Source organism: Nocardioides immobilis (assembly GCF_003515065.1).
GTDB classification, from domain to species: Bacteria; Actinomycetota; Actinomycetes; order Propionibacteriales; family Nocardioidaceae; genus Nocardioides; species Nocardioides immobilis.
Genome location: NZ_QXGH01000053.1, coordinates 1 through 25,025, shown reverse-complemented (window position 1 = coordinate 25,025; position 25,025 = coordinate 1). Strand labels below are relative to the sequence as shown.

General features: G+C 70.8%; 19 protein-coding genes and 1 tRNA gene. 8 read left to right on the top strand and 12 right to left on the bottom strand.

Annotated features, from left to right (window positions below; all coding sequences use genetic code 11):
* The coding region (locus tag D0Z08_RS30875) for a hypothetical protein (protein WP_118929124.1) at nucleotides 1-1,000 on the bottom strand (1,000 nt) is incomplete at its 3' end.
* A gap of 104 nt (nucleotides 1,001-1,104) precedes the next feature.
* Between D0Z08_RS30875 and D0Z08_RS30870 the strand changes: the two genes are divergently transcribed.
* A tRNA-Ile gene (locus D0Z08_RS30870) sits at nucleotides 1,105-1,178 on the top strand.
* Nucleotides 1,179-1,476: 298 nt separating this feature from the next.
* The gene (locus D0Z08_RS31800) at nucleotides 1,477-1,788 is read left to right on the top strand and encodes a hypothetical protein (RefSeq protein WP_147381598.1); all 312 of its coding nucleotides are present in this window, start codon (nucleotides 1,477-1,479) and stop codon (nucleotides 1,786-1,788) included.
* Here D0Z08_RS31800 and D0Z08_RS30865 read toward each other — a convergent pair.
* The 5 genes from D0Z08_RS30865 to D0Z08_RS30845 all read right to left on the bottom strand — a co-directional run bounded on the left by D0Z08_RS30865 (nucleotide 1,766) and on the right by D0Z08_RS30845 (nucleotide 12,179).
* Nucleotides 1,766-3,136: a WS/DGAT/MGAT family O-acyltransferase gene (locus tag D0Z08_RS30865; RefSeq protein ID WP_118929123.1), complete on the bottom strand. Its 1,371-nt coding sequence runs from the start codon at nucleotides 3,134-3,136 to the stop codon at nucleotides 1,766-1,768. The two genes, D0Z08_RS31800 and D0Z08_RS30865, sit on opposite strands and share 23 nt — an antisense overlap.
* A gap of 7 nt (nucleotides 3,137-3,143) precedes the next feature.
* Nucleotides 3,144-8,633 (bottom strand): ATP-binding protein, encoded by a 5,490-nt coding sequence (locus tag D0Z08_RS30860; RefSeq protein ID WP_220454473.1) that lies wholly within the window; start codon nucleotides 8,631-8,633, stop codon nucleotides 3,144-3,146.
* Between the two features lie 259 nt (nucleotides 8,634-8,892).
* Nucleotides 8,893-9,501, bottom strand: coding sequence for an IPT/TIG domain-containing protein (locus D0Z08_RS30855; RefSeq protein ID WP_147381597.1), 609 nt, complete (start codon nucleotides 9,499-9,501; stop codon nucleotides 8,893-8,895).
* On the bottom strand, nucleotides 9,498-10,853 hold the full coding sequence (locus tag D0Z08_RS30850; protein ID WP_118929120.1) for an ice-binding family protein: 1,356 nt from the start codon (nucleotides 10,851-10,853) through the stop codon (nucleotides 9,498-9,500). Before D0Z08_RS30850 ends, D0Z08_RS30855 begins: the two co-directional genes overlap by 4 nt.
* A 315-nt stretch (nucleotides 10,854-11,168) precedes the next feature.
* Nucleotides 11,169-12,179, bottom strand: coding sequence for a PD40 domain-containing protein (locus D0Z08_RS30845; RefSeq protein ID WP_118929119.1), 1,011 nt, complete (start codon nucleotides 12,177-12,179; stop codon nucleotides 11,169-11,171).
* A 232-nt stretch (nucleotides 12,180-12,411) separates the two neighbouring features.
* Here D0Z08_RS30845 and D0Z08_RS30840 point away from each other — a divergent pair, with 232 nt between their 5' ends.
* On the top strand, nucleotides 12,412-15,543 hold the full coding sequence (locus D0Z08_RS30840; protein ID WP_118929118.1) for a M14 family metallopeptidase: 3,132 nt from the start codon (nucleotides 12,412-12,414) through the stop codon (nucleotides 15,541-15,543).
* 11 nt (nucleotides 15,544-15,554) lie between these two features.
* Here the strand turns inward: D0Z08_RS30840 and D0Z08_RS32505 are convergent, their stop codons facing one another.
* The 3 genes from D0Z08_RS32505 to D0Z08_RS30830 all read right to left on the bottom strand — a co-directional run bounded on the left by D0Z08_RS32505 (nucleotide 15,555) and on the right by D0Z08_RS30830 (nucleotide 16,360).
* Entirely contained in the window at nucleotides 15,555-15,695 is a 141-nt protein-coding gene (locus D0Z08_RS32505) for a hypothetical protein (protein ID WP_182481601.1), read from the bottom strand.
* Nucleotides 15,688-15,948, bottom strand: coding sequence for a hypothetical protein (locus tag D0Z08_RS30835; protein WP_118929117.1), 261 nt, complete (start codon nucleotides 15,946-15,948; stop codon nucleotides 15,688-15,690). Before D0Z08_RS30835 ends, D0Z08_RS32505 begins: the two co-directional genes overlap by 8 nt.
* Nucleotides 15,949-16,033: 85 nt before the next feature.
* Complete coding sequence (locus tag D0Z08_RS30830; RefSeq protein WP_118929116.1) at nucleotides 16,034-16,360, bottom strand: response regulator transcription factor; 327 nt, start codon at nucleotides 16,358-16,360, stop codon at nucleotides 16,034-16,036.
* A gap of 160 nt (nucleotides 16,361-16,520) precedes the next feature.
* Here D0Z08_RS30830 and D0Z08_RS30825 point away from each other — a divergent pair, with 160 nt between their 5' ends.
* Nucleotides 16,521-17,483 carry an NAD-dependent epimerase/dehydratase family protein gene (locus D0Z08_RS30825; RefSeq protein WP_118929115.1) on the top strand — a complete coding sequence of 321 codons (963 nt, stop codon included), beginning with the start codon at nucleotides 16,521-16,523 and terminating at the stop codon, nucleotides 17,481-17,483.
* Nucleotides 17,484-17,518: 35 nt separating this feature from the next.
* Nucleotides 17,519-18,592 carry a DNA adenine methylase gene (locus D0Z08_RS30820; RefSeq protein WP_118929114.1) on the top strand — a complete coding sequence of 358 codons (1,074 nt, stop codon included), beginning with the start codon at nucleotides 17,519-17,521 and terminating at the stop codon, nucleotides 18,590-18,592.
* A gap of 3 nt (nucleotides 18,593-18,595) precedes the next feature.
* On the opposite strand, the gene D0Z08_RS30815 is transcribed toward D0Z08_RS30820, so the two are convergent.
* Together D0Z08_RS30815 and D0Z08_RS30810 are read right to left on the bottom strand one after the other, a co-directional pair.
* On the bottom strand, nucleotides 18,596-19,429 hold the full coding sequence (locus tag D0Z08_RS30815; RefSeq protein WP_118929113.1) for a hypothetical protein: 834 nt from the start codon (nucleotides 19,427-19,429) through the stop codon (nucleotides 18,596-18,598).
* Between the two features lie 9 nt (nucleotides 19,430-19,438).
* Nucleotides 19,439-19,783: a PepSY domain-containing protein gene (locus D0Z08_RS30810; protein WP_118929112.1), complete on the bottom strand. Its 345-nt coding sequence runs from the start codon at nucleotides 19,781-19,783 to the stop codon at nucleotides 19,439-19,441.
* Nucleotides 19,784-19,864: 81 nt separating this feature from the next.
* Between D0Z08_RS30810 and D0Z08_RS30805 the strand changes: the two genes are divergently transcribed.
* Nucleotides 19,865-20,548 (top strand): response regulator transcription factor, encoded by a 684-nt coding sequence (locus D0Z08_RS30805; protein ID WP_118929111.1) that lies wholly within the window; start codon nucleotides 19,865-19,867, stop codon nucleotides 20,546-20,548.
* The gene (locus D0Z08_RS30800) at nucleotides 20,541-21,896 is read left to right on the top strand and encodes an ATP-binding protein (RefSeq protein ID WP_118929110.1); all 1,356 of its coding nucleotides are present in this window, start codon (nucleotides 20,541-20,543) and stop codon (nucleotides 21,894-21,896) included. The genes D0Z08_RS30805 and D0Z08_RS30800 overlap by 8 nt, the downstream gene beginning before the upstream one ends.
* Here the strand turns inward: D0Z08_RS30800 and D0Z08_RS30795 are convergent.
* Entirely contained in the window at nucleotides 21,893-23,272 is a 1,380-nt protein-coding gene (locus D0Z08_RS30795) for a serine/threonine-protein kinase (protein WP_182481599.1), read from the bottom strand. The two genes, D0Z08_RS30800 and D0Z08_RS30795, sit on opposite strands and share 4 nt — an antisense overlap.
* Before the next feature lie 91 nt (nucleotides 23,273-23,363).
* Between D0Z08_RS30795 and tyrS the strand changes: the two genes are divergently transcribed.
* The gene (tyrS, locus tag D0Z08_RS30790) at nucleotides 23,364-24,635 is read left to right on the top strand and encodes a tyrosine--tRNA ligase (RefSeq protein WP_118929108.1); all 1,272 of its coding nucleotides are present in this window, start codon (nucleotides 23,364-23,366) and stop codon (nucleotides 24,633-24,635) included.
* Nucleotides 24,636-25,025: the final 390 nt, after the last annotated feature.

The following is a 25,025-nucleotide window of genomic DNA, read 5'->3' as shown; positions in this document are numbered from 1 at the left end:
CGCGGTTCTTGAGGAGCTCGGCGAGCTGCTCGAGGAGCATCGGGCCGATCCCTTCGACCCGCGCCACGCCGGGGACGAGGCCGGTCAGGACCAGGTCGGAGAGGCTGAGGTAGATCGTCGCCGGGCGGTTCTTCGGCTTCCGCGCCGGACTGTCGGCGTCCGGGTCGTCGGGGTCGTCTGGGTCGGCCGGGGGTGGGGTCGGGTTGTTCGCTTGGTCGAGGAACTCCGCGGCGGCGTGGGGGTTGGCGAGCAGCTCGATGGCTTTGGCTTCGAGCTCGCCGCGGGTGATGGTTCGGCGCTCGTCCTCGGTGAGCTGGTCGAACAAGACGTCGGCGACCTCGCCGACGGTGCTGTTGAAGTCGAGCGCGGTGCCGGTGGGCAGCTTCAGGGTGACCCGCCGGGTCGCGGGCTCACCGTCCAGGGCGTCGACCGCGGCGCCGGGCTTGGCGGTCGACATCCGGACCCCGACCGTCGCGGCGTCGGCGGCGAGCCGGGCCCGGTGGGCGTCGATGTCGGCCTCGATCACCTTGGCCTCGGCGATGGCCAGGATCCCGCCCGGGGACTGGTCGACCGCGGCGGCGACCGCGACGTCGACCAGCCCGACCGCCTCCAGGCAGAGGCGTCGCGACATCGAGGCGACCTTCCGGGCCACCCAGGCCGGGAGCCGGAGGTCTTGGACGGCCTCCCACAACAACGGGAGCCGGTGCCGCAGGTCGAGGGCGTCGGCGGCCAGGAGCTTGGTCGCCACCACCCCGGACTGCCGGGCGATCGCGAGCTCGGCCCAGCACAGCTCCTGGACCGGCGGGGTGCCCTCGCCACCGAAGTCGATCAGCTGGTCCGCCCCCAGCACCCGGCCCTCACCGGGGTCGGCCGAGTGCAGGTCGGCCCACTGCAGCACCAGCCGCAGCGCATCGACCTCCTGTTCGCGCTGCTCGATGACCAGCGCCTCGGACGCGGTCAGCACCGCGGTCGCGTCGAGGTCCAGCAGGCCCGAGATCATGAACCCATTCTACTCGAACAAGTGTTCGACAACAACGGATTTGCTCGACTTCCTCAACGGGGGCGTCCAGGTCGAGGTTTCCCTCGGTAGGCTCCGGTCCTCGAGGGGCGGTAGCTCAGTCGGTTAGAGCAGAGGACTCATAATCCTTGGGTCGTGGGTTCGAGCCCCACCCGCCCCACCGAGACGGTCTCTGACCTGCACACTTACGAGATCGTGTACCTCAGGCTCTGAATGAGACCCTGTCGTTCCCGACCTATTCCCCATCGTCGGGCGACGGATCTGGGTACTCCAGGATCATTCACCGTCAGTGACCGCGGGAGGCCGCCCAGCCTCGGTCGTGACGGCATATCGCAACGCACAAAGCGCCTGACCGAGCGCCGCGGCGCCGACCTTCAACACGGGTCCGGTCGTGAAAGGCAACCCGAAGTTGACGAAGCCGACATGCTGTTGCCGCTCGCGGCGGGCATCGTAGGCGCATGAACGTCACCGAACTGGCCAGGTCACTCCTCGAACCGGTGCCGGCGCATCGCACACCGGGCACCCGGGACGTTCGAACTGACCACGACCCCGCCGAGTCGCCCATCGCGACGCCGTCGACCATGAACAACGTCGTCGGCTCTCTTCATTCCGGTGGTTTGATCGCGCTCATGATGCAACTGGCCCGGCAACGATCATCGGAGCGGGCGACGCCGAGTCCAACCTCCGAGTCTTCTCTCGGTGTGAGGCGGTCGAACAGCGCCGACTGGCGGCGCAAGGACGCAATGCCTACGGCTGGGGCGCCCGGCTGAGCTCGACCAGCTCGTCCAGGGCGTCACGGAGATGACCCATGAGGTCCCACACGTCAGGCACCAGATCCCGGCAAGCGACAAGGCCGAAGTCGAGCCTGCGGTTGTAGGAGAACACCGTGATGTTCAGTGCGCCCGTCGTGCTCGTCACGGCCGAGACCGGGTGGATGCCCTCGACCCGGGCGCCGGCGAGGTAGAGCGGGACCTGGAGTGCCGGGACGTGGCTGACGAACAGGTTGAACGGCGGCCCCGCCACGCCGGCGAGGTTGAACAGTGCGCGCGCCGCCAGTCCCTGTCCTGCCGTGGGGAGGAACGAGGCGAGGTCACGCAACAGCGTCGCGGGCAGGGACTCGAACCGGGCTTTCGCTCGATCCATCGACTCCCGCATCGCCACCACCCTGGCCCCGGGATCGGGCAGGTTGGTGGGCAGCTCGGCGAGCATCACTGACAGCTCGTTGCCTCCGGATGCCGGTTGACCGCGCCGGCGCACGGACACGGGCACCGCGGCGACCAGAGGTACGGCGGGGAGCGCGTCGCGCTCCAGCAGCCAGCGGCGGAGCGCCGTCGTGCAGAGCGCCATCACGATGTCGTTGACGGTGCCGCCGTACCTCCGGCGCACCGTCTTCACGTCGTCGACCGAGACCGAGCCGAAGGAGAAGCGGCGGTGGGCACTGATCGCGCCGTTCAACGGCGTCCGTGGCGCCCGTGGGCCGGACGCCAGCGCGCCGAGCGAGCGGAGGGCCGGGGGCAGGGTGCGCGCCAGGTGCACCTGGTCCTTGGCGGCCGCGGCCAGCCCGTGCTGGACGAGGTCCAGCCGGGAGGGGAGCGGGTCGGGGACGAACGGCTGGTCCTCGGGCTCGACGGTGCGCGGCTCGGGCCGGATGTCGAGGAAGGCCGCCAGCATCTGGGCGCCGGAGACGCCGTCGACCGCCGCGTGGTGGATCTTCGAGTACACGGCCACCCGGCCGTCGGCCAGCCCGCTGATGACGTAGAGCTCCCACGGTGGCCGGGTGCGGTCCAGCGCACGGGCGTGGAGCCGGGCCACCAGCTCGCCCAGCTGCTCCGGGGACCCCGGAGGCGGGAGTGCGAGCTCGCGCAGGTGGAAGTCGAGGTCGAAGCCCGGGTCGTCGACCCAGTAGGGACGGCTGATCCCGAGCGGCACCTCGACCAGACGCTGGCGGAGGATCGGGAACAGGTGCAACCGCGCGGCTAGCAGGGCCCGCACGCTGCCGAGGCCCCACGAGTCGCCGCCCGCACCCGGGTCCACCACCATCAGTGAGGCGACGTGGCCCACCGTGGTGGGCGACTCGATCATGAGGAATCCCGAGTCCAACGACGACAGCTGCCTCATGGGCGTCTCAGAGCTCCCCGAGGCCGCGCTCGATGACCGCGATGATCTCCGGGCGCAGCCGCTCGGGTGCGATGACGGCGTCGACGGACCCGACGCTGACCGCGCGATGGATGTCGTGCACACCGTCGAACTCGGCCGCCACCTCGCTGATCTTCTCCGCACGCAGGGCCCGCTTGAGCTCCGCCAGCTCCACGACGAGCGGCCCGCGCTCGGACGGCGACGCGTCGGCGATGGCTGCCTCCAGCTTGGTGACCCCGGGGTCGGCCGCGGTGCGCTTGTCGACCTCGCCCGCGAAGACCACGGCGGCTGCCGGGGCCCCGCCGATCACCGAGGCGAAGGAGCCCTCGAGCGCGAGGACGGTCATCTGCGGGTTGAGCGCCTTGGAGAACACGACGAAGGCGCCGCCGTGGTAGCGGGAGACCACGCAGAAGACGATCGGCCCGCGGAAGTTCACGATGGCGCGGCCGATCTCCGCGCCGTACTCGAGCTGCAGGTTGCGCATCGAGTCCGGCGACCCGTCGAAGCCCGAGAGGTTCGCCAGCACCACCAGGGGGCGGTTGCCACTGGCGGCGTTGATCGCCCGCGCCGCCTTCTTAGAGGAGCGGGGGAACAGCGTGCCCGCGGTGTAGACGTCGGGCCCGTCGGTGGGCGGGAAGCCGCGGCGCGGCACCGGCTTGGACTCGATGCCCAGCAGGCACACCGGGTGACCGCCGAGGCGGGCGTCGAACACCACGGTCGTGTCCGCGTCGGCCATCCCCGCCCACCGCTCGAGGGTGGCGTGGTCCTGGTCTGCCAGCGCACGCATCACCGTGCGGATGTCGAAGGCCTTCTTCCGGTCCGGGTTGCTGACCGGGGAGAAGATCTGGCCCACGGTCGTGAAGTCACTCCCGGGGTCGGAGTGTGGGTACGTCGTGACGTCCCGGTCGGCCGGGTCGCTGGTGGCGGCGTCCCGCGGACGCGACTCGCCGGGGGCGACGTACGTGTGCTCGTAGTGCGCCATCAGCACGTCGCACGCGCCGGAGAGGTCCGGCGCCCAGTACTGGGCCTGGCCGTTCGGGCCCATCACCCGGTCGTAACCGCCGATGCCGAAGTTGTCCTCCGCCGACACACCGCCGGAGAAGTCCAGCGACTGCTTGCCGGTCAGCACCATCGCGCTGTCCGGCGTCATCACCAGGATGCCCTTGGTGTGCATCAGCATCGTGGCCTCGGCGTTCCAGTACGGCTGGGCACCGACGTTGATGCCGGCCACAACGACGTTGATCTCGCCGCCGGCCTGGGTGAACTCGACGATCCGGCGCAGGGCTGCAGCGACCCAGTCCATGTTCTCCGTGCCGGAGTCCATGGAGATCCGGGCGCCGGCCGACAGCGCGAACCACTCGACCGGCACGCCCATCCGCTCGGCGAGGTCGAGGGCGGCGATGACCCGGGAGCACTCCGGCTCCGACACCGCGCCGAGCGCCTTCGTCGGGTCGCCGCAGAGGACGACCCGGGTGACGCCCTCAGGGTGCAGCGCGGTCGGGGTGGAGGCGACCGTGACGAGGATGCCGGCCTTGTTGAGCCCGCGGGGACGGTCCACCGGCACCAGCGCGCCGGCGTCGTCGAGGTCGTGCTCCACCAGGGTGCCGCCGTCGCCGGCGACGATCGCCTCGAGCTCGTACGGGTACACCAGCCCGCGCCGGCGGGCGCGCAGGACCTTGGAGTCGTAGTCGTCCAGCGGCTGCAGCAGCTCGGTGGGAGGCGCCTCGATCGAGGAGACCACGCCCGCACCGGGCCGCGCGTGGAACCGGATCGCGATCGGGGTCGCGGTGCCGTCCGGGCCGGCGACCCGGCCCTGGGCGAGCACCTCGGCGATCCCGGCGCCGTCGGTCAGCGGCGTGATCTTCTGCTGCAGGCCGGTCAGCTGGGCGATGTCGGCCTCGACGACGGGCCACACCTGCACCCACACGTGGTTGAGGTCCAGCTTCGCGCCGGCGGCGCCGCGCGCCGTACGCGCCCGTCGGATGGCCTCGAGGCAGTTCTCCACGGCGCGCTCCGCGTGGGGCAGCGCGGTGACTCGGCCCTCCTCGTCGTGCACGACCGCAAGCTGGCGCACCTGCGCGAGAGCGACCAGTCGACGGTCAGCCGGGTTCTCCCGGGCCACGCACTCGTAGAGCAGCACGTCGTCGGGCGCCTCGATGCGGGTGACGTGGAAGTTGCGCAGCCGCCAGAGGTTCAGGCGCCGCCCGACCATCGGGTGCACGCCGTGGACCAGCTCGTCCTCCTCGACCCCGTGCGACCCGTCGGGCCGGAAGGTGAAGTAGTCGACCGGCCGGCCCTCACCCGGGCACACCGCGACGGTGACCCGCCGCGCGTCCTGCGCGAGGCCGAGACCGGAGAGGACAGCCGCCAGCTCGTCGCGGCCGGCGGCGATCGACTCCGGCGCCAAGGGCCAGTGCAGGTAGAGGTCCAGCACCGCCTTCGTGCCTTCGGGCCGCGCGGCCAGCTCCGTCCGCAGCCCCGCGACCAGGTCGGACCCTTCGGCGAGCTCCGCCACCGTGCCGACGGTGGTCACCAGCCGGGTGGGGCGCTCGTCGAGCACGTAGTCGGCGACCGCGAACGGGCGGCCGTCGTGGTGCGAGGCACTCGCTCCGTGCAGGTCGAAGTCGCGGTAGTGACGCTTGATCAGCACCTCGAGCATCGGCTCGTCGTCCCACTCGCCGCTGCTCGCCCCACGCTCCACGCGCTCGGCGAGGAAGCGCACGATCTGCTCGGGGATCACCGCGAGGGCGTCGATCCGATCGGCGCGGTCGGGGACCTGCGGATCGGCGGCGAGTGCGGCGACCTCGTCGCGGACGCCGGCGAGCACGCTCGTGCGCTCCTCGTCGACCAGCGGCTGGTCGAACCAGCGGAAACGGACGCTGCGCGCGAGGTCGCCGACGGCGGGGAACCGCAGCTGGGTGGCCTGCTTGAGCCGCTCGAGCAGCTCACGGACGTTGCCGTCCGGCCCCTCGGAAGGCGGCGCCTCGCCGATCCAGCGCTGCAGCAGCGCGGTGACGACCTCGACGCTCTCGGCGGGACGCTGCAGGGCGAGGAAGATCCGGAACACCGCCTCCTCCAGCACCGCCGTCCGCTCCAGATCGGCGACGCCGTACCGGGAGAGCACCTGCTCGAGCCGCTGGCGGAAGCCCTCCGGGAGCCCGCCGCGCTCGGTGTCGAGACTGCGCAGGAAGGTGTGGAAGTGCTCGCGGGAGCTGTGCACCTTCAGCTCGGTGCGGAGCTCCTCGCCGGCCGGGCGGTTGCGGCTGAGCTCGGCGAAGTCGGTGAAGAGGGCGAGCAGCTCGGCCTCGCCGGCGATCACGTCCTCTCCGGCGGCACGCAGTTCCTCCCGAGCCACGAGGTAGGACCGCAGCGCGGCGACCCGGTCGTCGCGCGGTACGTCGTACCCCTGCACGAGGGCGGCGAGGTCGGCCAGGTGCCGGTCCGCTCGCTGGCGTGCCGTCCGCTCCATGTCGTCGTGCGGCAGGTCGAGTGCCGGGGCCGCGTCCGCAGGCTGGGGCGACTCCTCGGCCCCGTCGTCCCCGACCGGCTCGAGCCGGACGAGAGGGGCACCGGTCTCCACCTGGCTGCCAGTGACCGCCAGCAGCTCGCGCACGCGAGCCGCAAAGGGCGCCTGGATGACTGTCTCCATCTTCATCGACTCCAGCACCAGCACCGGCGCTCCGGCGGCGACCTCGTCGCCGACCGCGGCGGGCGTCGCCACGACCAGGGCAGGAGCGGGCGACCGGAGCACGCCGCCCTCGTCGCGACCGACCCGGTGGGTGACGCCGTCGACCTCGACCAGGTGGGTCGGTCCGTGGGTCGCGGAGACGATGCGGTGGCGTCGGCCGTTGACCAGCAGGCGGGAGTGGACCTCGTCGATCCGCGCGATCTCGACGTCCGCGGTCTCGACGACGCTGCCGGCCGCGATGGTGACGCGGTAGCGGCCGGGTCCGGTCTGCAACGCGGTGACCTTGTACGTCGTACCGCGCAGCTTCAGGTCGGTGGGTTGCCCCACCTTGTGCTGGACCTGGGGCCGGCCACCGTGGCCGGTCTCCAGCAGGCGGTCGACCTCGACCCGCCGCTGCTCGTCGTACGCCTCGATCGCGGCGACGACCAGCGCGGTGCCGGAATGGGCTTGCGACGTCAGCCTGCCCTCACCGCGCACCCGGTCGATCCACGCGGTGTCGGCCCAGGCGGGGGCACCCGAGACGATCTCGGGCTGGTCCAGCAGGTCGAGGATGAAGCTCTTGTTGGTGGTGCCGCCCTCGATGACCACGGTGGTCTCCGACATCGCGCGCCGGAGACGGGCCAGGGCCTCGTCGCGGTCGCGGCCGTAGGCGATGACCTTGGCGATCATCGAGTCGAAGTCGGCCGGGATGGTGTCGCCCTCGGCGAGCCCGGTGTCGACGCGGACACCGGGACCGCTGGGCAGCTCGAGGCGCGCGACACGGCCGGGTGAGGGCGCGAAGTCGCGGTCCGGGTCCTCGGCGTTGAGCCGCGCCTCGATGGCGTGCCCCGACTCCGCGGGCCTGGGCTGGTCGTCGAGGCGGCCACCCCGCGCGACGTGGACCTGCGCCTTGACCAGGTCGAAGTCCGTGGTGATCTCGGTGATCGGGTGCTCGACCTGCAAGCGGGTGTTGACCTCCAGGAACGCGAAGGCCTTCTCGCCCGGCTGGTAGAGGAACTCGACCGTGCCCGCGCCCTGATAGCCGACGGCCACTGCCAGGCGCTCGGCCGAGGCCTTGAGGTCGTCGGCCTGCTCGGCAGTGAGCAGCGGCGACGCGGACTCCTCAAGCACCTTCTGGTTGCGGCGCTGCACCGAGCAGTCGCGCACGCCGAGCGCCCACGCGGTGCCGTGCCCGTCACCGATCACCTGCACCTCGACATGGCGAGCCCCGGTCACCAGCCGCTCGAGGAACACCACACCGCTGCCGAACGCCCGCTCCGCCTCGTCCCGGGTGCGCTGGTAGGCCTCCTCCAGCTCGGCCGGGGAGGTGACCATGCGGATCCCCCGGCCGCCACCACCGGCGCTGGCCTTGAGCATCATCGGGTAGCCGATCGCCTCGGCGGCGGTCAGCGCATCCCGGAGGGTCTCCACCGGCCCTCCGCTCCACGCGGCAACCGGCACGCCCACCTCTTCGGCGAGCAGCTTCGCCCCGATCTTGTCCCCGAGGCGGCGCATCGCCTCGGCGCTGGGGCCGATGAAGGTCACGCCGAGGCGGTCGCACAGCTCGACGAACGCCGGCTCCTCGGCGACGAAGCCCCAGCCGACCCAGACGGCATCGGCTGCCGTCTCAACGAGAGCCCGCTCGAGCAGGGCGAGGTCGAGGTACGGGCGGGCCGACGCAGGCCCCAGCGGGTAGGCCTCGTCGGCCTCCCGCACGAACCTCGCGTTCCGCTCGACGTCGGTATACAGCGCCACCGTCTCGATCCGCTCGCCGGCGGCCCGCAGGTCCCGGGCGGCGTGGATGAAGCGCATGGCTGCCTCGCCACGGTTGACGATCGCGATTCGCTCGAAGCTCACTGTGATCCTTCACCAGACCTTGTCGACGGTTGGCACGGTCGTGCTGGCACGAGGTTGACAGTCAGTGAGGGTTACGGGCGAGTCACCCGGAGAACCCCACAACTAACAACGCCCAGATCTGGCAGGTGTGGCCAATATGGGAGCTGCCGGGGTGCCCAAGCCCTCTGGGCTCCCGCACGAAGGGAGGGTCTGCTGCGGCCTCCGCTCTCGTGGGTCATTGCCAGCTGAACCGGTCGGCGACGACGACCGGGCTGGTGCCGCCGGGGGTGGTGACAGTGATGTTGAGGGTCCTGCCGGCTCCGGTGCCCGACGGCGGTGAGATCGCCCTGATCTGGGTGGCGGAGACGACCACGAAGCTCGTCGCGTTCCCGGCGTGCCCGAACTTGACCCGGGTGGCGTTGGTGAGGCCGGTGCCGGTGATCACCACGTCGGTGCCGCCGCCCACGGGACCCGTGCTCGGGGAGATCGCGGTGATTGCAGGCGACACGACCCAGGTGAACCGGTCGGCGGCGACGACCGGGCTGGTGCCGCCGGGGGTGGTGACAGTGATGTTGAGGGTCCTGCCGGTTCCGGTGCCCGAAGGCGGTGAGATCGCCCTGATCTGGGTGGCGGAGACGACCACGAAGCTCGTCGCGTTGCCGGCGTGCCCGAACTTGACCCGGGTGACGTTCGTGAACCCGGTGCCGGTGATCAACACGTCGGCACCACCGCCCACGGGACCCGTGCTCGGGGAGATCGCGGTGATCGCGAGAGGGTGGTCGCCGGGGACGTCGACCGTGAGGGCTTGAGTAGCGGTGCCGATGTTCTGCGCCGCGTCGGTCACGCTCGCCACCACGTCGTAGGTCCCCCGGGGAGGGCGGCCGCGCTGACGCCCCAGGCGCCGCCGGCCTCGACCGTGGCGGTCAGGTGCTGGCCGCCGATCGAGAGGTGCACCGTGGTGCCGGCTTGTTCAGCCGTGGTCCCGTAGGTCCACGGTGACGTGTCGTCGGTCGACCGGCTTGCGCCGCCGGTGATGGTCACAACCGGAACGGTGAGGTCCACGACAAGGACCTGGGTCGCGATGGCCTTGTTGCCGGCACCGTCCTCGATCGAGGCCACCGCGCTGTGGGTGGTCTCGGCCAGTGTGTCGGTCGTGACGGTCCAGGCACCGGTATCGCCGGCTGCTTCGGTGGTCAGTGTCTGCCCGTCCACGGTGACGGTCACCGGGGTGCCCGGCGCCGCGTCGGTGGTTCCCGAGATCGCCGGGGTGGTGTCATTGGTCGCCCTGGTCGCACGACCGTTGATCGAGATGACGGGCGCGGTCTGGTCGACGGTGAGCTCCTGCCGGGCCGTGCCGACGTTCTGGGACGGGTCGGTGATCGCTGCCACGACGGCGTGGGTGCCCGAGACCAGGGCGTTGGAGCTGACCGCCCAGATTCCGCCGGCCCCGACTGTGGCGGTCAACGTCTGGCCGCCCACGGTGACACGCACCGTGCCGACCGGTTCGTCGGTCGTGCCGGAGATCGCGGGGGTGGTGTCGTTGGTCGAGCGCGCGGGACCGCCATCGATGGTCACCAGCGGCGCGGTCAGGTCGTCCTTGGCCACGAGGAAGGGGGTGTTGGTCATCGCGACTGACGTGGGCGTGAGGGCGCGGCCCTTGAGCGAGGCGCCGTCGCCAAAGGCGATCGCGCCTGCCCCGAGGAACGTTCCGACGTAGTCGGCGTCCGCGCCGAGCGAGATCGCACCGGCGACCTGCCAGTAGACGTTGTTGGCCAGGGCGCCGTCGGTGAGGACGACCTTGCTGCCTGCCGCCGAGCTGAGCGCCGCGTTGATCTGGAAGATGAAGACCGCGTTGGAGTCACCGTCGGCGTCGAGGGTCATCGTGCCGGTGTTCGCGAAGGCGGCGGACGTCGTGTGGACGCCGGGATGGAACGTGACGCCGGCCTGGTCACCGGCGAACGTGGTCGTGGTCTCCTGGCCGGCCGCGTCCGCGTAGGCGTCGGCGCGATCCGACTGCGCCGTCTCCGCAGCGGCGTCCTTGTCGTGGATGGTGCCGTTCACGGTCCCGGGCGGGAAGCCGGTGATCGGACCGGCGGGGCTCAGCCCGAGGTCTCCTGCCAGGACGGTGCCGGAGCCGGTGTTCGCAACGCTGGTGCCGGCGAGCACCGAGTACGAGGCCGCGGCTCCCAGGTCCACAAAGGTTGCCGCCGCTGCCGTGGTCGCTGCGGTCGTGGCTGGTGGCGTCGGTGCGGCCGCGGCGGCGCCACCCCGACGGCGAGGGTGCCTGCCACGAGGAGGGAGAAGACGATGTGACCGGACGATCGGGCGGCTGAACTCATCATGAGTGCCTTCGGTTGAGGCACCGCGGCCATCAGCCTGGTCTTCCAGACGAACGAGTCTCGTCGGTTGCCTACACGTCAGAACGTAGCCTCCGCCGACTCTTCTGGGTCGCTAGCCGGCAAAGCATGACCGATCGGTCATTTCTTGCACCTGACCCATCCCCGGGTTCGGCTAACGGACGCTGCGCCAGTCGGGGTCGTACAGGTAGACCCCGACGGTCCGGTGCAGCACCGTCGTGATCCGCGTCCCGGTCAGGTTGGCGATCTGCAGGCGCTCGGAGGCGGTGAAGACGATCTTGTTCCCGTTCGGGGACCAGTCCGGGTCGTACTCGCCGCACGGCTTGGAGATCCCGACCGAACCCCTGGTGCCGTCGAGGTAGATCGACCTCACCGAGTCGATGCAGCCCGCCCGCGGCTCCGAGCCCCAGTACACGAGCTCGTCGCCGTCCGGCGACCAGCTCGGAGACCCCCAGCTGTAGTCGTACCCCGGGATCCTCGTCAGCTCGGTGCCGTCGAGCCGCACGGTGAAGATGGATCCGTGGTAGTAGCCGTAGCCGTCATCCCCGGAGTCGTACCGCCACAGCGTGAGGGCGAGCAGCTCCCCGTCGGGCGACAAGGTGGGTTGGGCTGCGTAGGTCCACTCGCTGAAGTCGTGGTACGGCTCCTCGATGCCTGCCACGAGCGGCAGGTCGATGGGTAGCTCCTCTGTCTCACCGGTGGAGAGGGTGTACAGCAACCACGTGGGATCCGTCGCGTACCCGCCGAGGTCGCGCACCGCAAGGATCCGCCCGCCGGTCGGCATCCACCCCACGAGCCGACCATCGATCAGCCGCTTCTTCGCGGAGCCGTCCGACTTCATGACCCAGACCGCTCCCGCCTGCTCGTAGGCGATGCGTCCGCCGGACGGCGACCAGATCGGCTTGCCCGCCTCACGCGCGAACGTGAGTCGTTTGTTGCCGGTGCCGTCCGGACGGACGGTGAAGACTGCTGAGCGCTCATCGGGCCCTGGCGTCCCCGACACCTCCCAAGCCTTCGTGTACGCGATCCGGCCGTTGCTTCCCGGGAAGGTGGCGGCGGCCGTGGTCTCCGGCAACGTGGCATCGGCCTGGTGGACCGGCCCGCTGGCCATGACCCCGGCCGCCATCACCATCGTGAAGAAGGCCGTGATTCCTCGTCTGGACATTTGTTCCTCCGCCCTGTCTCCAGGCGGACCAACCGACGCGACCTGGTCATACGACGCTATGGGCGGGAGGCGCAGAAGTCGATCGTCCGGAAGAACGATGTCTGCCTCAGCTGGCTCGCTCCCGCCGGTCTGATCGGTCGTCCAGAGGCATGGCGGGCGACGAGGGACCGGCCTATGCTCGGCCAGGGCCGTCACGCCCGTGCGACCCGCTCTCTGACTCGGGAGACACCCGATGCGTCGTCACCGCCTGGTCGTAGTCCTCGCCATTGTCGCCCTCGTGGCTCCGCTCGCATCCTCGGCCGGGGCCGGCCCACCGGAGGACCAGAGAAGGGCCACCGTCGCCGACACCCTCAACGCCTATCGGGTGAAGGCCTCCGCGGAGAATCTTCGCGCACTCGCCCTCGCCGGGTACGACGTCACGGAGGGCCGCGACCTCGAACGCGGAACCATCGACGTGGTCGGCTACGGCAGCGACCTCGCCCGGTTCAACGCCCGGCAGCTGTCGTCGTACCGTGCGGTCTCCGCCCAAACGTCCGGACCGCAGGTGGCGCCCACCGACGGCGCCAGCGATGCCGACTGGACCGTCTGGACGAAGTACGACGCGGTTCCAGGCGACGACAAGGAGCAGTACACCGAGACGTACGACCGGATCCTGGCCGACTACCCCGAGATCGCGAAGAAGCGCGTCACCGGCACCACCTATGGCGGCCGCGAGATCGTGGCCCTCCAGATCACCAGGGGCGCCACCGGGGCCGACATCCCCGGGCGGCCCGCTGTTCTCTACAACGCCCTGCAGCACGCCCGCGAGTGGCTCGCGGGCGAGACCTGCCGACGTACTCTCAACTACTTCACGAAGCACTACGGGAAGGGCACCAGCGCCGGTCTCGAGGTGACCCGGCTGGTCAACCGGACGGAGCTCTGGTTCGTGTGCGTGAACAACCCCGACGGCTACGAGTTCACGTTCACCCCGGGCAACCGGCTGTGGCGCAAGAACCTGCGCGACAACGACGGCGACGGCGTGATCGGGCCCGGTGACGGGGTCGACCCGAACCGCAACTTCGCCGACCACTGGGGCATGGACGCCGAGGGCAGCTCGGCGGACCCCGCGTCGGAGACGTACCGCGGTCCGGCACCGGCGTCAGAGCCTGAGACCATCGCCATGGAGGCACTCTTCGAGGAGATCCACCCCGTCTTCCAGAAGAACGACCACACGGCGGCGGAGCTGTTGCTCTACCCGCAGGGATTCCAGCAGGACACCCCCACGGCCGACCACGAGATCTTCACCGCGCTGGCGGGAGACCCGTTCAAGCCGGGTATCCCGGGCTTCCTGCCCGAGCTGTCGGCCGGTCTCTACATCACGAACGGCGACTTCACCGGCTGGGCCTACAACTCGCAGAGGACCCTGTCCTTCACGCCAGAGGGCACCGCCGCCGAGGACCCCGCCGTGAGCGGGTTCGAGTACCCCGACTCGCCGCTGCAGGTGGCTCAAGAGTTCCAGCGCCACCTCCCCTTCGCGCTCGACCTCGCCCACACGAGCCGGCACCCCGCCAGACCGACCTCCCACCTCGACAACGGGGCCGAGCCGTTCGTCGTGGACGCCTTCAAGGAGTCCTACGGCGACCCGCAACCGGTCGGTGCCGTGGTGAAACGCAGGCTCGGCAAGGTGACGATGCACTACAAGATCAAGGGCGAGCCGGCGAGGACGACGACGGCCAGGCGGTACGCCGGCGGGGAACGCTACAACCACGACCGGGGCGTCTACTACCGACGCGTGCGCGGAGTGGTGCGGGGGACCGAGCCCGGCGACACGGTCAAGGTCTGGTTCACCGCAGGCAGGAGGGAGTCGGACCCGTTCCGTTACCGGGCGCGCGTCGAGACCAACAAGCGCGTGCTCGTGCTGGCCAACGAGGACTGGTCCGGTGTGCAGCCGAACCCGGTGCCGCTCGACGGCCCGCAGTACCTCGACTACTACACCGACGCGCTGAAGGCCGCAGGCGTGAGGTACGCCGTGTACGACGTGGACGCCCACCGCCGGCGTCCGCCGGATCCCCTCGGCGTGCTCAGCCACTTCTCCCACGTCGTCTGGTACACCGGCGACGACTACGTGCCCCGCGAGCCGGACGCCCCGGGCGGCTCCGGCATCACCAAGCGCGCGGTCCAGATCCAGAACAATGTGCGCGACTTCCTCAACGAGGGAGGCAAGCTGTTCTACAGCGGCCAGAACGCCGGACGCGTGTTCGCCGAGGGGTACCTGTACAACCCCTTCCAGGCCGAGGAGGACACCTACTGCCAGGACCAGAATCCGACCTGCATCACGGTCCAGGACGACTTCCTGCAGTACTGGCTGGGGGCCTACACCTACATCACCGGCGGCGGCCAGCACCCCGAGGACGGTTCGGTCTTCCCGGTCGACGGCACCGAGGCGCCGTTCGATGCGCTGGACCTCACCGTCAACGGCGCGGATTCCGCGGCCAACGCGGATCACGCGCCGACGATGCTGGTGACCTCCTCGATCCTCGACCCGGACCAGTACCCGCTGTTCGCAGACTCTCGCTCCGTCGCCACCTGGGACCGGCCGTTCGCGGCACCGTTCGACCCCGTCGACGGTGCGTGGTTCGTGTCCTCCGGAGCCACGGACGAGGCCTACAAGCGGCTGGCGAAGACGTTCGACCTCACAGGTGAGACCGGTGCGACCCTGGACCTGTCGACGTCCTTCGACCTCGAGTCCGACTACGACTACCTGTTCGTGGAGATCCACACCGTCGGTGAGGACGACTGGACCACGCTGGCGGACAGCAACGGGCACACGTCGGATGATGTCGGGCTCTCGTGCCCGACGACCGGGGACGGCTCCAACTGGCAGCTGCTGCACCCGTTCCTCGCGCACTACCAGACCATCACCGACGGCGGAGACAACTGCGTTCCGACGGGGAGCTCGGGTGCGTGGAACGCCGCCACCGGCAACTCCGGCGGTTGGCAGGAGTGGGAGATGCCGATCCCGCCGGCGTACGTCGGCCACAACGTCGAGGTCTCGATCTCGGTGGTCAGCGACCCGGCGGTCCAAGGTCTCGGCGCCTGGGTGGACCAGGTGTCCATGCGGGCCGCGGACGACACACCGATCAACAGCACCGACCCGTCGTTCGAGACCGGGCTGGACGGCTGGACGACCCCCGGCCCGCCTCCCGGGACCGAGAACCCGGCCACCGGCTGGGAACGCGCTCAGTCGGCGCCGTTCGTGGAGACCCCCATCGTGACGACCGACGACACGGTCTACACGGGGCTCGGCCTCGAAGCGGTCACGGGTGCCTCCGACAGGGCGGCGTTCATGAGGGCGTCGCTCGAGCACCTGGGGCTGCTGCCCTGAGCCGGCGGGGCTCAGCCGCCTGGTTGCAACGCGCCTCGGGCTCGGCGTACGTCGGCGAGCAGGTCACGCCAGCGGCGGCTCGGCCTCGGCTCGGTGAGCCGCAACGCCGCGACCAGCCGGTGGAGCTCCTCGGGCCGTTGCCACTCAGGCACGACGACCGACCTTCGCGGTAGCGACCTCGCGGCCCTCGAGCCGGCTCATCCGCACCAGCAGGTTCTCGATGAGGTCCTGCTGGACGAGGACCACCTCGACCAGCTCGTCGACGGCGGTGGCGAGCTCGCGCCACTGCTCGTCGTCGGCGGTGGACCCAGCGCCGACGTCGGCGCCGGGCTCGGGAATCATGCGACGGACGCCCGCGATCAGCTCGGCGAGCGGGTTCGCACCGCCGAAGAGGGCTTCGGACATGGGCCAAGGATCGCGGAAACCGCTCCCGTCCGCTGTGTCGAGCGCCTCACTCGGACCGTGGCGAAAGCCACGCCGGCGTGGGAGGTCAGCTCACCCGGACGAAGCCCGAGCGGTACGCCGCGATGACGAGCTGCAGCCGGTCGCGCACCTCGACCTTGCAGATCAGGCGGGCGATGTGGCTCTTGACGGTCGCGGTCGAGATGAAGAGCGTCTCCGCGATCTCGTTCGTGGACAAGCCGGCGGCGATGCATTGGAGAACCTCGACCTCCCGGCTCGAGAGGCGGTCGGCCCAGCCAGGAGCGGGTGCGAGGGGAGCAGTCGCGTCAGACGACGGCGGGGCGACGGGCACGACCTGGAGGTGGCGGCGCTGAACGCCGTACGGCGCCAGGGGGGTGCGCATGGACTCGCTCATCGGTCGTCTCCTTGGAGGTGGGGTGACAGTGGAAACCTACGGACGAACAGCCGGGCGCGAATCAGGGAAAACCCCCTACTTTGCGGTGGTCTAGACAACTTTGCTTCTGCTGACCGCGGAATCGCTTGTTCCTCCCGGAGGTCCCGACTGAGGTGGGCGCATGAGACTTCTCGTGCTCGGCGGCACCGTGTTCCTGTCCCGCGCGGTGGCTGCTGAGGCCCTCCGCCGCGGCCACGACGTGACCTGTGCCTGTCGAGGGGTGTCCGGCGACGTCCCGGACGGAGCGACGCTGCTCGCCTGGGACCGCGACGACGAGCCGCCGGCCGGCCTGGGGGAGTACGACGCCGTGGTCGACGTCTCCCGCATCCCCTCGCACGTACGACGCGCGGTGGCCGCCGTCCCGGACGCCCACTGGGTCTTCGTGTCGACCATCAACGTCTACGCCGACGACGCGATGCCCGGCGGTCCCGGCACGGTGCCGCTGCGGGAGCCGATCACCGACGACGTCGACCTGGCCGAGGATCCCGAGGCCTACGGTCCGATGAAGGTGGCGTGCGAGGAGATCGTCCGGGCCGGTGGGGCGTCGGCGACCGTGGTCCGGCCGGGCCTGATCGTCGGCCCGGGCGACCCGACCGGCAGGTTCAGCTACTGGCCGGCCCGGCTCGCCGACGGCGGCGAGGTGCTGGCCCCGGGTGCCCCCGACGACGTCGTCCAGGTGATCGACGTCCGCGACCTCGCCGAGTGGGTGGTCACCCTGGCCGAGCGCCGCACCGAGGGCGACTTCGACGGAGTGGGCCGGCCGGTGCCGATCGGTGACCTGCTCCGTGAGTGCGCGCCGGACGCGTCCTTCACCTGGGTCGACCAGGCCTTCCTCACCGACCAGGGCGTCGAGCCGTGGATGGGCCCCGACGCGGTCCCGCTCTGGCTTCCTCGCCCCGACTACGACGGGATGATGCACCACTTCGTGGAGCCGTCGCTGGCGGCCGGCCTCACGCTCCGCCCTGTCGCCGAGACCGCCCAGGCGACCCTCGACTGGCTGCGGGACCAGCCCGACGCGAAGGTCACCGGTATCGGCCGCGACAGGGAGGCCGAGCTGCTCGCCGCCTGGCATGCTCGCGCCTAACTGAGTCCAACGCGCGGTCGCCGTACTCTCGCCGTGTGATCAAGTACCTCGGCTCCAAGCGCACGCTGGTGCCGGTGCTGGGGGACCTTGCGGTGGCGGCCGGTGCCCGCACGGCGCTCGATCTCTTCACCGGCACCACCCGGGTCGCGCAGGAGCTGAAGCGGCGGGGGATCGAGGTCACGGCGTGCGACCTGGCGACGTACTCCGCGGTACTGAGCGACTGCTTCGTCGCCACCGACGCCACGGCGATCGACGACCGGGAGCTCGACGCAGCGCTCGCCCGGCTCGACACGCTGCCCGGCCGGCCGGGGTACTTCACCGACACGTTCTGCGAGCGCTCCCGCTTCTTCCAGCCCCGCAACGGCGCCCGCGTCGACGCGATCCGCGACGCCATCGAGCGGGACCACCCGCCCGGCGACCCGCTGCGCCCGATCCTGCTCACCAGCCTGATGCTCGCGGCCGACCGGGTGGACTCCACGACCGGCGTGCAGATGGCCTACCTGAAGGAGTGGGCGCCGCGCGCGCACCGCGAGCTCCGGCTCGAGCGGCCCGCCCTGCTGCCGGGGAACGGCGCGACCGTCCACGGCGACGCCGGCCGGGTGGTCGACGAGGTCGCCCCGGTCGACCTGGCCTACGTCGACCCTCCCTACAACCAGCACCGCTACTTCACGAACTACCACATCTGGGAGACGCTGATCCGCTGGGACGCCCCCGAGCACTACGGCGTCGCGTGCAAGCGGGTCGACAGCCGGGACGACGGCACCCGCAGCGTCTTCAACAGCCGCCGCACGATGCCTGCGGCCCTCGCCGACCTGCTCGGTCGGACCCGGGCCGAGGTCGTCGTCGTGTCCTACAACGACGAGTCGTGGATCACCGCCGACGAGATGACCGCCATGCTGCGCGACGCCGGTCACGAGCAGGTGCGGCTGCTCGGCTTCGACCGCAAGCGGTACGTCGGCGCGTTGATTGGGATCCACAACCCGGCCGGCCAGCGGGTCGGTGAGGTCGGGCGGCGTCGCAACGTCGAGCACGTCTTCGTCGCAGGGCCCGCCGACCGGGTGGACGCCGCCGTCGCCGCGGCCGAGGAGCGCGAGGCACTCCCCGGCTGAGCGTCAGTAGGACGACCCGAGCGGCGCCGTGCCGGCGCGACGGGCCTCGGCAGCCGAGACGGTCCCCATCGACACCAGCTCTTCGCGACCCTCGCTCTCGAGGTCGATGGTCAGCACCACGCCCACGTCGCGGGCGTAGAACTTGTGCTCGAGCACGCCGGGCTCGAGCGCGTTGGTGTCGGCGGTCTGCACGAGGTCGTCGTACGACCCGGCCGGGACGGTCGCCGTACCGTCGAGCGCCAGCACCTCGCCGGCATCCTCGGCGACTCCCTCGTAGTACTCCTGACGGTAGGAGTCGCCCACCGCCGGCTCCGCCGGCATGATCACGCCGGCCTGCGCGCCGTCGACGCCGGCCTCGAACGAGCCCTCGTGGGAGGTCAGCTCGCCGTCCTCGAACTCGGCGGTGTCCTCGCCGAGGTACCAGACGGTTCCGGCGGCGTCCTGCGCGTACCAGTCCAGGGTGTCCTCGATGATCTCCCCGTCGAGGGTCACGGTGTCCCGCACCACCCGCGCCTCGACGCCGTTGGCGATCGTCCGGGTCTCCGAGGTGGCCGTCACGACGACCTCCAGGACCTCGCCCTCCTCGTCCACCTCGCGGTAGGTCCAGCGGGTGCCGGGCTCGAGCGGGAACCAGGGGTTCGTGACGTCCGGGCTGAACGCGGCCGGGTCGAGCTCGACCGGCTCATCGGACTGCGGAAGCTCGATCTGCGCAGCGGGGTCCGAGGTCCGGCCCCCGTCGTCGGACCCGGTGTCGTCGGATCCGCTGTCGTCGGAACCGCACCCGGCGAGCACCACCGGCAGGAGTGCGGCGGCGACGGCCGCCCCGCTGAGCCTCATCGTCGTGACTCAGTCGTCGTTCGCGTCGTCGGACTCGTCGTCGGCCTCCGACGAGACGACCTGGAAGTCCTCGTCCAGCTGGACGTCGACCTGGGTGCCGTCGTCGAGGGTGACCTCGACCTCGTACTTGCTCTCCTCGTCGTCGACCTCGGTGTCGGTGACCTTGCCACCGCCGGTCTCGGCGAGAGCGGCCTCCTCGGCCTGCTCGAGATCGGCGGCCGGGATCGGCCGCTCGGTCTCGTCGTCGTCATCGTTCGTGAGTGCGTAGGCACTGCCGCCTGCGGCGACAGCGATCACGGCGACGCCACCGACGACGCCGAGCAGGGCCTTGCGGGATCGGATCTTGATGTTCATGCCGTCCACGCTAGGCCGGTTCGATGAGGGCATCGTGAGGTTCTCATCGGGTTCTCATCTGCGGCCCTAAGGTTGGGTCTCGTGCGCGTGTTGTTGGTGGAGGACGAGGCCAAGCTGGCCCGCCTGGTCGCCCGTGGCCTGACCGAGCGTGGCGACGTCGTCACGATCGCCGGGACGGGCGGGGAGGCGTTGGAGGCCGCCCTGGACGAGGAGGGGTACGACGTGATCCTGCTCGACGTGCGCCTCCCCGACATGGAGGGCTTCGAGGTCTGCCGCCGGCTGCGCCGCTCGCGGGTCTGGACGCCGGTCCTCATGCTGACTGCCCGCAATGCGGTCGCCGACCGGATCACCGGACTCGACAGCGGCGCGGACGACTACCTCGGCAAGCCGTTCTCCTTCGACGAGCTGCTCGCGCGGATGCGCGCCCTGGCCCGCCGGGGCCCGGTCCCGCGGCCGACGGTCATCGAGGTCGGCGACCTGCGGCTCGACCCGGCGTCCCGACGGGTCTGGCGCGGCGACGTCGAGATCGAGCTCTCGGCGCGGGAGATGGCGCTGCTCGAGGTCCTGATGCGGCGCGCGGAGCAGACCTTGAGCCGCGACCAGCTGCTCACGCACGCGTGGGGCGACATCCACGAGACGTCGTCCAACGTCGTCGACGTCTATGTCCGCTACCTCCGGGAGAAGATCGACCGTCCGTTCGGCGCCGACTCCTTGCGCACCGTGCGCGGTCTCGGCTACCGACTCACCGGGACCACCGGTGGCTGAGGGCGAGCGTCGCTTGGGGTGGTCGCTGCGCGCCCGCGTCGCGGTCGCGTTCCTGGTCACCACCGCCGTGGCGATGCTCGCGCTCGGCCTGTACGTGCAGCTGCGGGTGCACGACACCCTCGAGCAAGGGCTTCGCGACCAGCTCGACGGCGAGATGGACGGGTTGACCGCGATGCCTCCGGCCGAGCGGACCCGGGCGGTGGAGCGGCTTGCCGGGGACATCCACGGCCAGGTGCTGTCCGGCGACGGGGAGATCCTGGCGTCGTCGACCGCGGTCATCGAGCCGCTGGTCGACCCGGACGATGCGAGCGACGGCTACTCGGAGACCCATGTCCGCGTGCTCGACGACCTCCTGGAGGCCCGCGAGGGGACCGAGGAGCTCGAGGTCGACAGGGAGGAGGTGGTCGTCCTCGTGCGGACCATCGACGACCAGGTCGTGGTCCTCGCCGTCGAGAGCGAGCACACCGATGAGGCGGTCGACGCCGTACGCCGCCAGCTCCTGATCAGCGGCCCCGTCGCACTCGCGCTCGCGGGCGTGCTCGGGTACCTCGTCGCCGGGCTCGGACTCCGCCCGGTCGAGCGGATGCGGGTCCGGGCGGCGACCATCTCGTCGCGCAGTGCGGGTGAGCGGCTTCCGGTCCCGTCCGCCAGCGAGCTGCGACGGCTGGCGCTCACCCTCAACGCGATGCTCGACCGGCTCGACGAGGGCCTCGACCGTGAGCGCCGCTTCGTCGCCGACGCCAGCCACGAGCTGCGGACCCCGCTCGCGCTGCTGCTGACGGAGGTCGAGCTGGCGCTGTCGGGCCCACGGTCCCAGGACGAGCTGGTCGAGGCCCTCCAGTCGGCCGACCAGGAGGTACGCCGTCTGATCGCGCTGAGCGAGGACCTGCTCGCGCTCGCCGGCTCCGACGCCGGTCAGCTGCAGCTGCACGCGGAGGAGGCCGACCTCGCCGCGCTCGCCGCGGACGTCGTACGCCGCTTCGGCGCGACCGCCACTGCCGCGTCCCGCGCCGTCTCGGTCCACGCCGACCGGGCCGCGCGCGTGGCAGGGGACCCGGACCGGCTCGGCCGCGTGGTGTCCAACCTGATCGACAACGCGCTGAAGCACGGTGCCGGTGACGTGGAGGTGCGCGTGGTCGACGGGCCCGAGGTGGTCCTCGAGGTGTCCGACGAGGGGCCGGGGTTCGCGGAGGAGCGGCCGTTCGAGCGCTTCGCCGCCAGCCACGGATCGGTCGGGCTCGGGCTGGCGATCGTCGACGAGATCGTGCGTGCGCACGGTGGCCGGATCGAGATCGCCCGCGAGCAGGAGCGCACCGTCGTCCGCGTCACCCTGCCGGCGGCTCGCTAGTCGTCGTCGTTGATCAGGAGCCGGTCGCCGTCCTGCACGAGGTAGAGCGTCACCCGCTCGGTCGTGTTGCCCGAGCCCGCGACGTCGTACTTGTAGGTGTAGGTGACGGTCAGCGCGCTGGGATCGGCGCTGATGCTGAGGATCTCCGGGTTGCTCACGGATCCCCAGAAGTCGAGGTAGTTCGGGCTGCGCGCCTGGTAGTCCGGCGTCAGCATCTCGAACCCGGCGTCCGGGTCGTTCGCCGCCGTCTGGACGTACGTCGTCGCGAACTCCTCGAGCTCGGCCTCGGTCGGTGCTGCGGGCGGATCGCTGCCCTGGCCGTCACCGGTGTCGCTGGTCTCTCCGGAGGGGTCGTTCGGCAAGGCCTCACCAGGGTCGTCGTCGTCCGGCACGAGCAGGAGGACTCCGACCACCGCGAGCACCGCGACGAGCGCGAGCGCGGCGACCGCTGCCCGACCGCTGACCCGGCGCGCGGGCGCTCCGATCGGAGCCGGGAGCGGCAGGGACGCCGTGGCGGTGGCATCGGGTGCAGGCACCGGCAGGACCTGGGTGCCGATGACCGGCGGCGCCTGCGGGCCCGACCGGAGGTTGGCCACCACGTCGTTCATCGTCGGCCGGTGGCGCGGGTCCTTCTCCATGGTCGCTTCGAGGACGGGAGTGAGCCAGCCTGCGTTCTGCAGCCGCGGCGGCGGGTCGTTGGCGATCCGGTACAGCACGGCGAGCACGGCAGCGCCGTCACCCGTGACCTCGTACGGCGGCCGCCCCGCGAGCGCGTGGTAGATCGTCGTCCCGAAGGACCACACGTCACTGGCGGGCGTCGCCGACGCGCCGGTCGCCACCTCCGGGGCCAGATAGGCCGGGGAGCCGGTCACCAGCCCGGTCTGGGTGAGGGAGGCGTCCGCGATCCCGCGGGCGATCCCGAAGTCCGACAGCAGGACCCGGCCGTCGCGGCCGATCAGGATGTTCGACGGCTTCACGTCGCGGTGGACGATCTTCATCTGGTGGGCGGCGGCGAGCGCCTCGGCGGCCTGCAGCAGCAGCGGAGCGGCCTCGTCGGGGCTCAGGCGCCGTCGCTTGCGGATCATCTGAGCGAGCGTCGTGCCCTCGACGTACTCGGTGACCAGCCAGTGCTGGTCGCCGTCGTTGACGAAGTCGAAGACCGAGATCACGTTGGGGTGGTTGACCCGGGCGGCCAGCCGGGCCTCGCGCTCCGCGCGTGCCACCTCGGAGGCGGACGCCCCGTGGGGCACGCCGATCCGTTTGAGTGCGACCAGCCTGCCGAGGACCTCGTCGCGGGCCAGCCAGACAGCGCCCGAGCCACCGCGACCGATCTCGCGGTCGAGTGCGTATCGATCGGCCACCCGCATGCTGGTCATTGCCTGGTCAGCGTACCTATCCCGTTCGGCAGCCCGGCCCGCCATGCGGCAGGCTGGGACAGCACCGACCCGACCTGACGAAAGGACCACCGTGTCCGTCGACCCGACCCTCCTCGACGACCTGGAGTGGCGCGGCCTGCTCGCCCACACCACGGACCGCGACGCCCTGCGCGCCGCGCTGACCGAGGACAGCGTCCGGTTCTACGTCGGCTTCGACCCGACCGCGCCCAGCCTGCACATGGGCAACCTGGTCCAGCTGGTCACCGCGCGCCGGCTGCAGAACGCCGGCCACACCCCGTTCGCCCTGGTCGGCGGGGCCACCGGGATGATCGGCGATCCCAAGGAGTCGGGGGAGCGGTCGCTCAACTCGCTCGAGACCGTGAAGGACTGGACCGAGCGGGTCCGGGCGCAGGTGGAGCCGTTCCTGAGCTTCACGGGCGACAACGCCGCGACCATGGTCAACAACTTCGACTGGACGTCGACGCTGTCGACCATCGACTTCCTCCGCGACATCGGCAAGCACTTCCCGGTCAACCGGATGCTCGCGCGCGACGTGGTGAAGACCCGGCTCGAGGCCGGCATCAGCTACACGGAGTTCAGCTACGTGTTGCTGCAGTCGATGGACTTCCTCCAGCTGTTCCGGCAGCACGGCGTGACGCTGCAGTTCGGCGGCTCCGACCAGTGGGGCAACCTGACGGGCGGCGTCGAGCTCATCCGGCGGGCGGAGGGGGGCAAGGCGCACGCCTTCGCGACGCCGCTCATCACCAAGGCCGACGGCACGAAGTACGGCAAGACCGAGGGCGGAGCCCTGTGGCTCGACCCGCAGATGCTGTCGCCGTACTCGTTCCACCAGTTCTGGCTCAACGCCGAGGACGAGAAGGTGGGCGAGCTGCTGCGGACGTTCACCTTCCTCCCGCGCGAGGAGATCGAGGCGCTCGAGGTACGGCACGCGGAGAAGCCGTTCCTCCGCGAGGCGCAGCGGGCGCTGGCGGACGAGGTGACGACCCTCGTCCACGGCGCTGAGGAGACCGCCCAGGCCAAGGCGGCCGCAGAGGCCTTGTTCGGAGGCGGCGACATCACCGCCCTGTCGAGCTCCACCCTCGCTGCCGCTCTCGCCGAGGCCGGCGCCGTCGACGTCGACGCCGGGGGAGGGATCCCCGGCGTCGTCGAGCTGCTGACGCTCACCGGCCTCGCCGCCAGCAAGGGAGAGGCCCGCCGCACGGTGTCCGAGGGAGGCGTCTACGTCAACAACGTGCGCGTCGAGGACGCCGACCACGTGCCGTCGAGCAGCGACCTGATCGCCGGCTCCTGGCTGGTCCTGAGGCGCGGGAAGAAGCGGTTCGCAGGCGTGCGGATGCGCTGATCCGGGCGTCCCGGACGCCGTGTGGTCCGGGAAACACCACCCCGATTTGTGTCGCGTGGGACGGGTCTGTAATGTTCTCTGAGTCGCCAGGGAGCGGCGGGGAGCAAGACTCAGAAGAGTCGGGCTTCCGGCCCCGAGGCGGCCGCCCCATTCTCACCAAGCTCGGTGACAACGGACGTGCCACTGGCGCGATCGAAGTTCACCGGGTGCGGATGCGTGTGGGGATCACCAGCTCGGGACAGGTCCGCGAGGGTCTGACCGGTGCGTGTGATGTTTGAGAACTCAACAGTGTGTCATGCAATTTATGTCGTTGTGATTTGTTTGTGCGGCATTCGCATCTTTGGTGTGGGTGTCGTGGGTTTTTGGCAAGTCAAATGATTCTGGCGATAA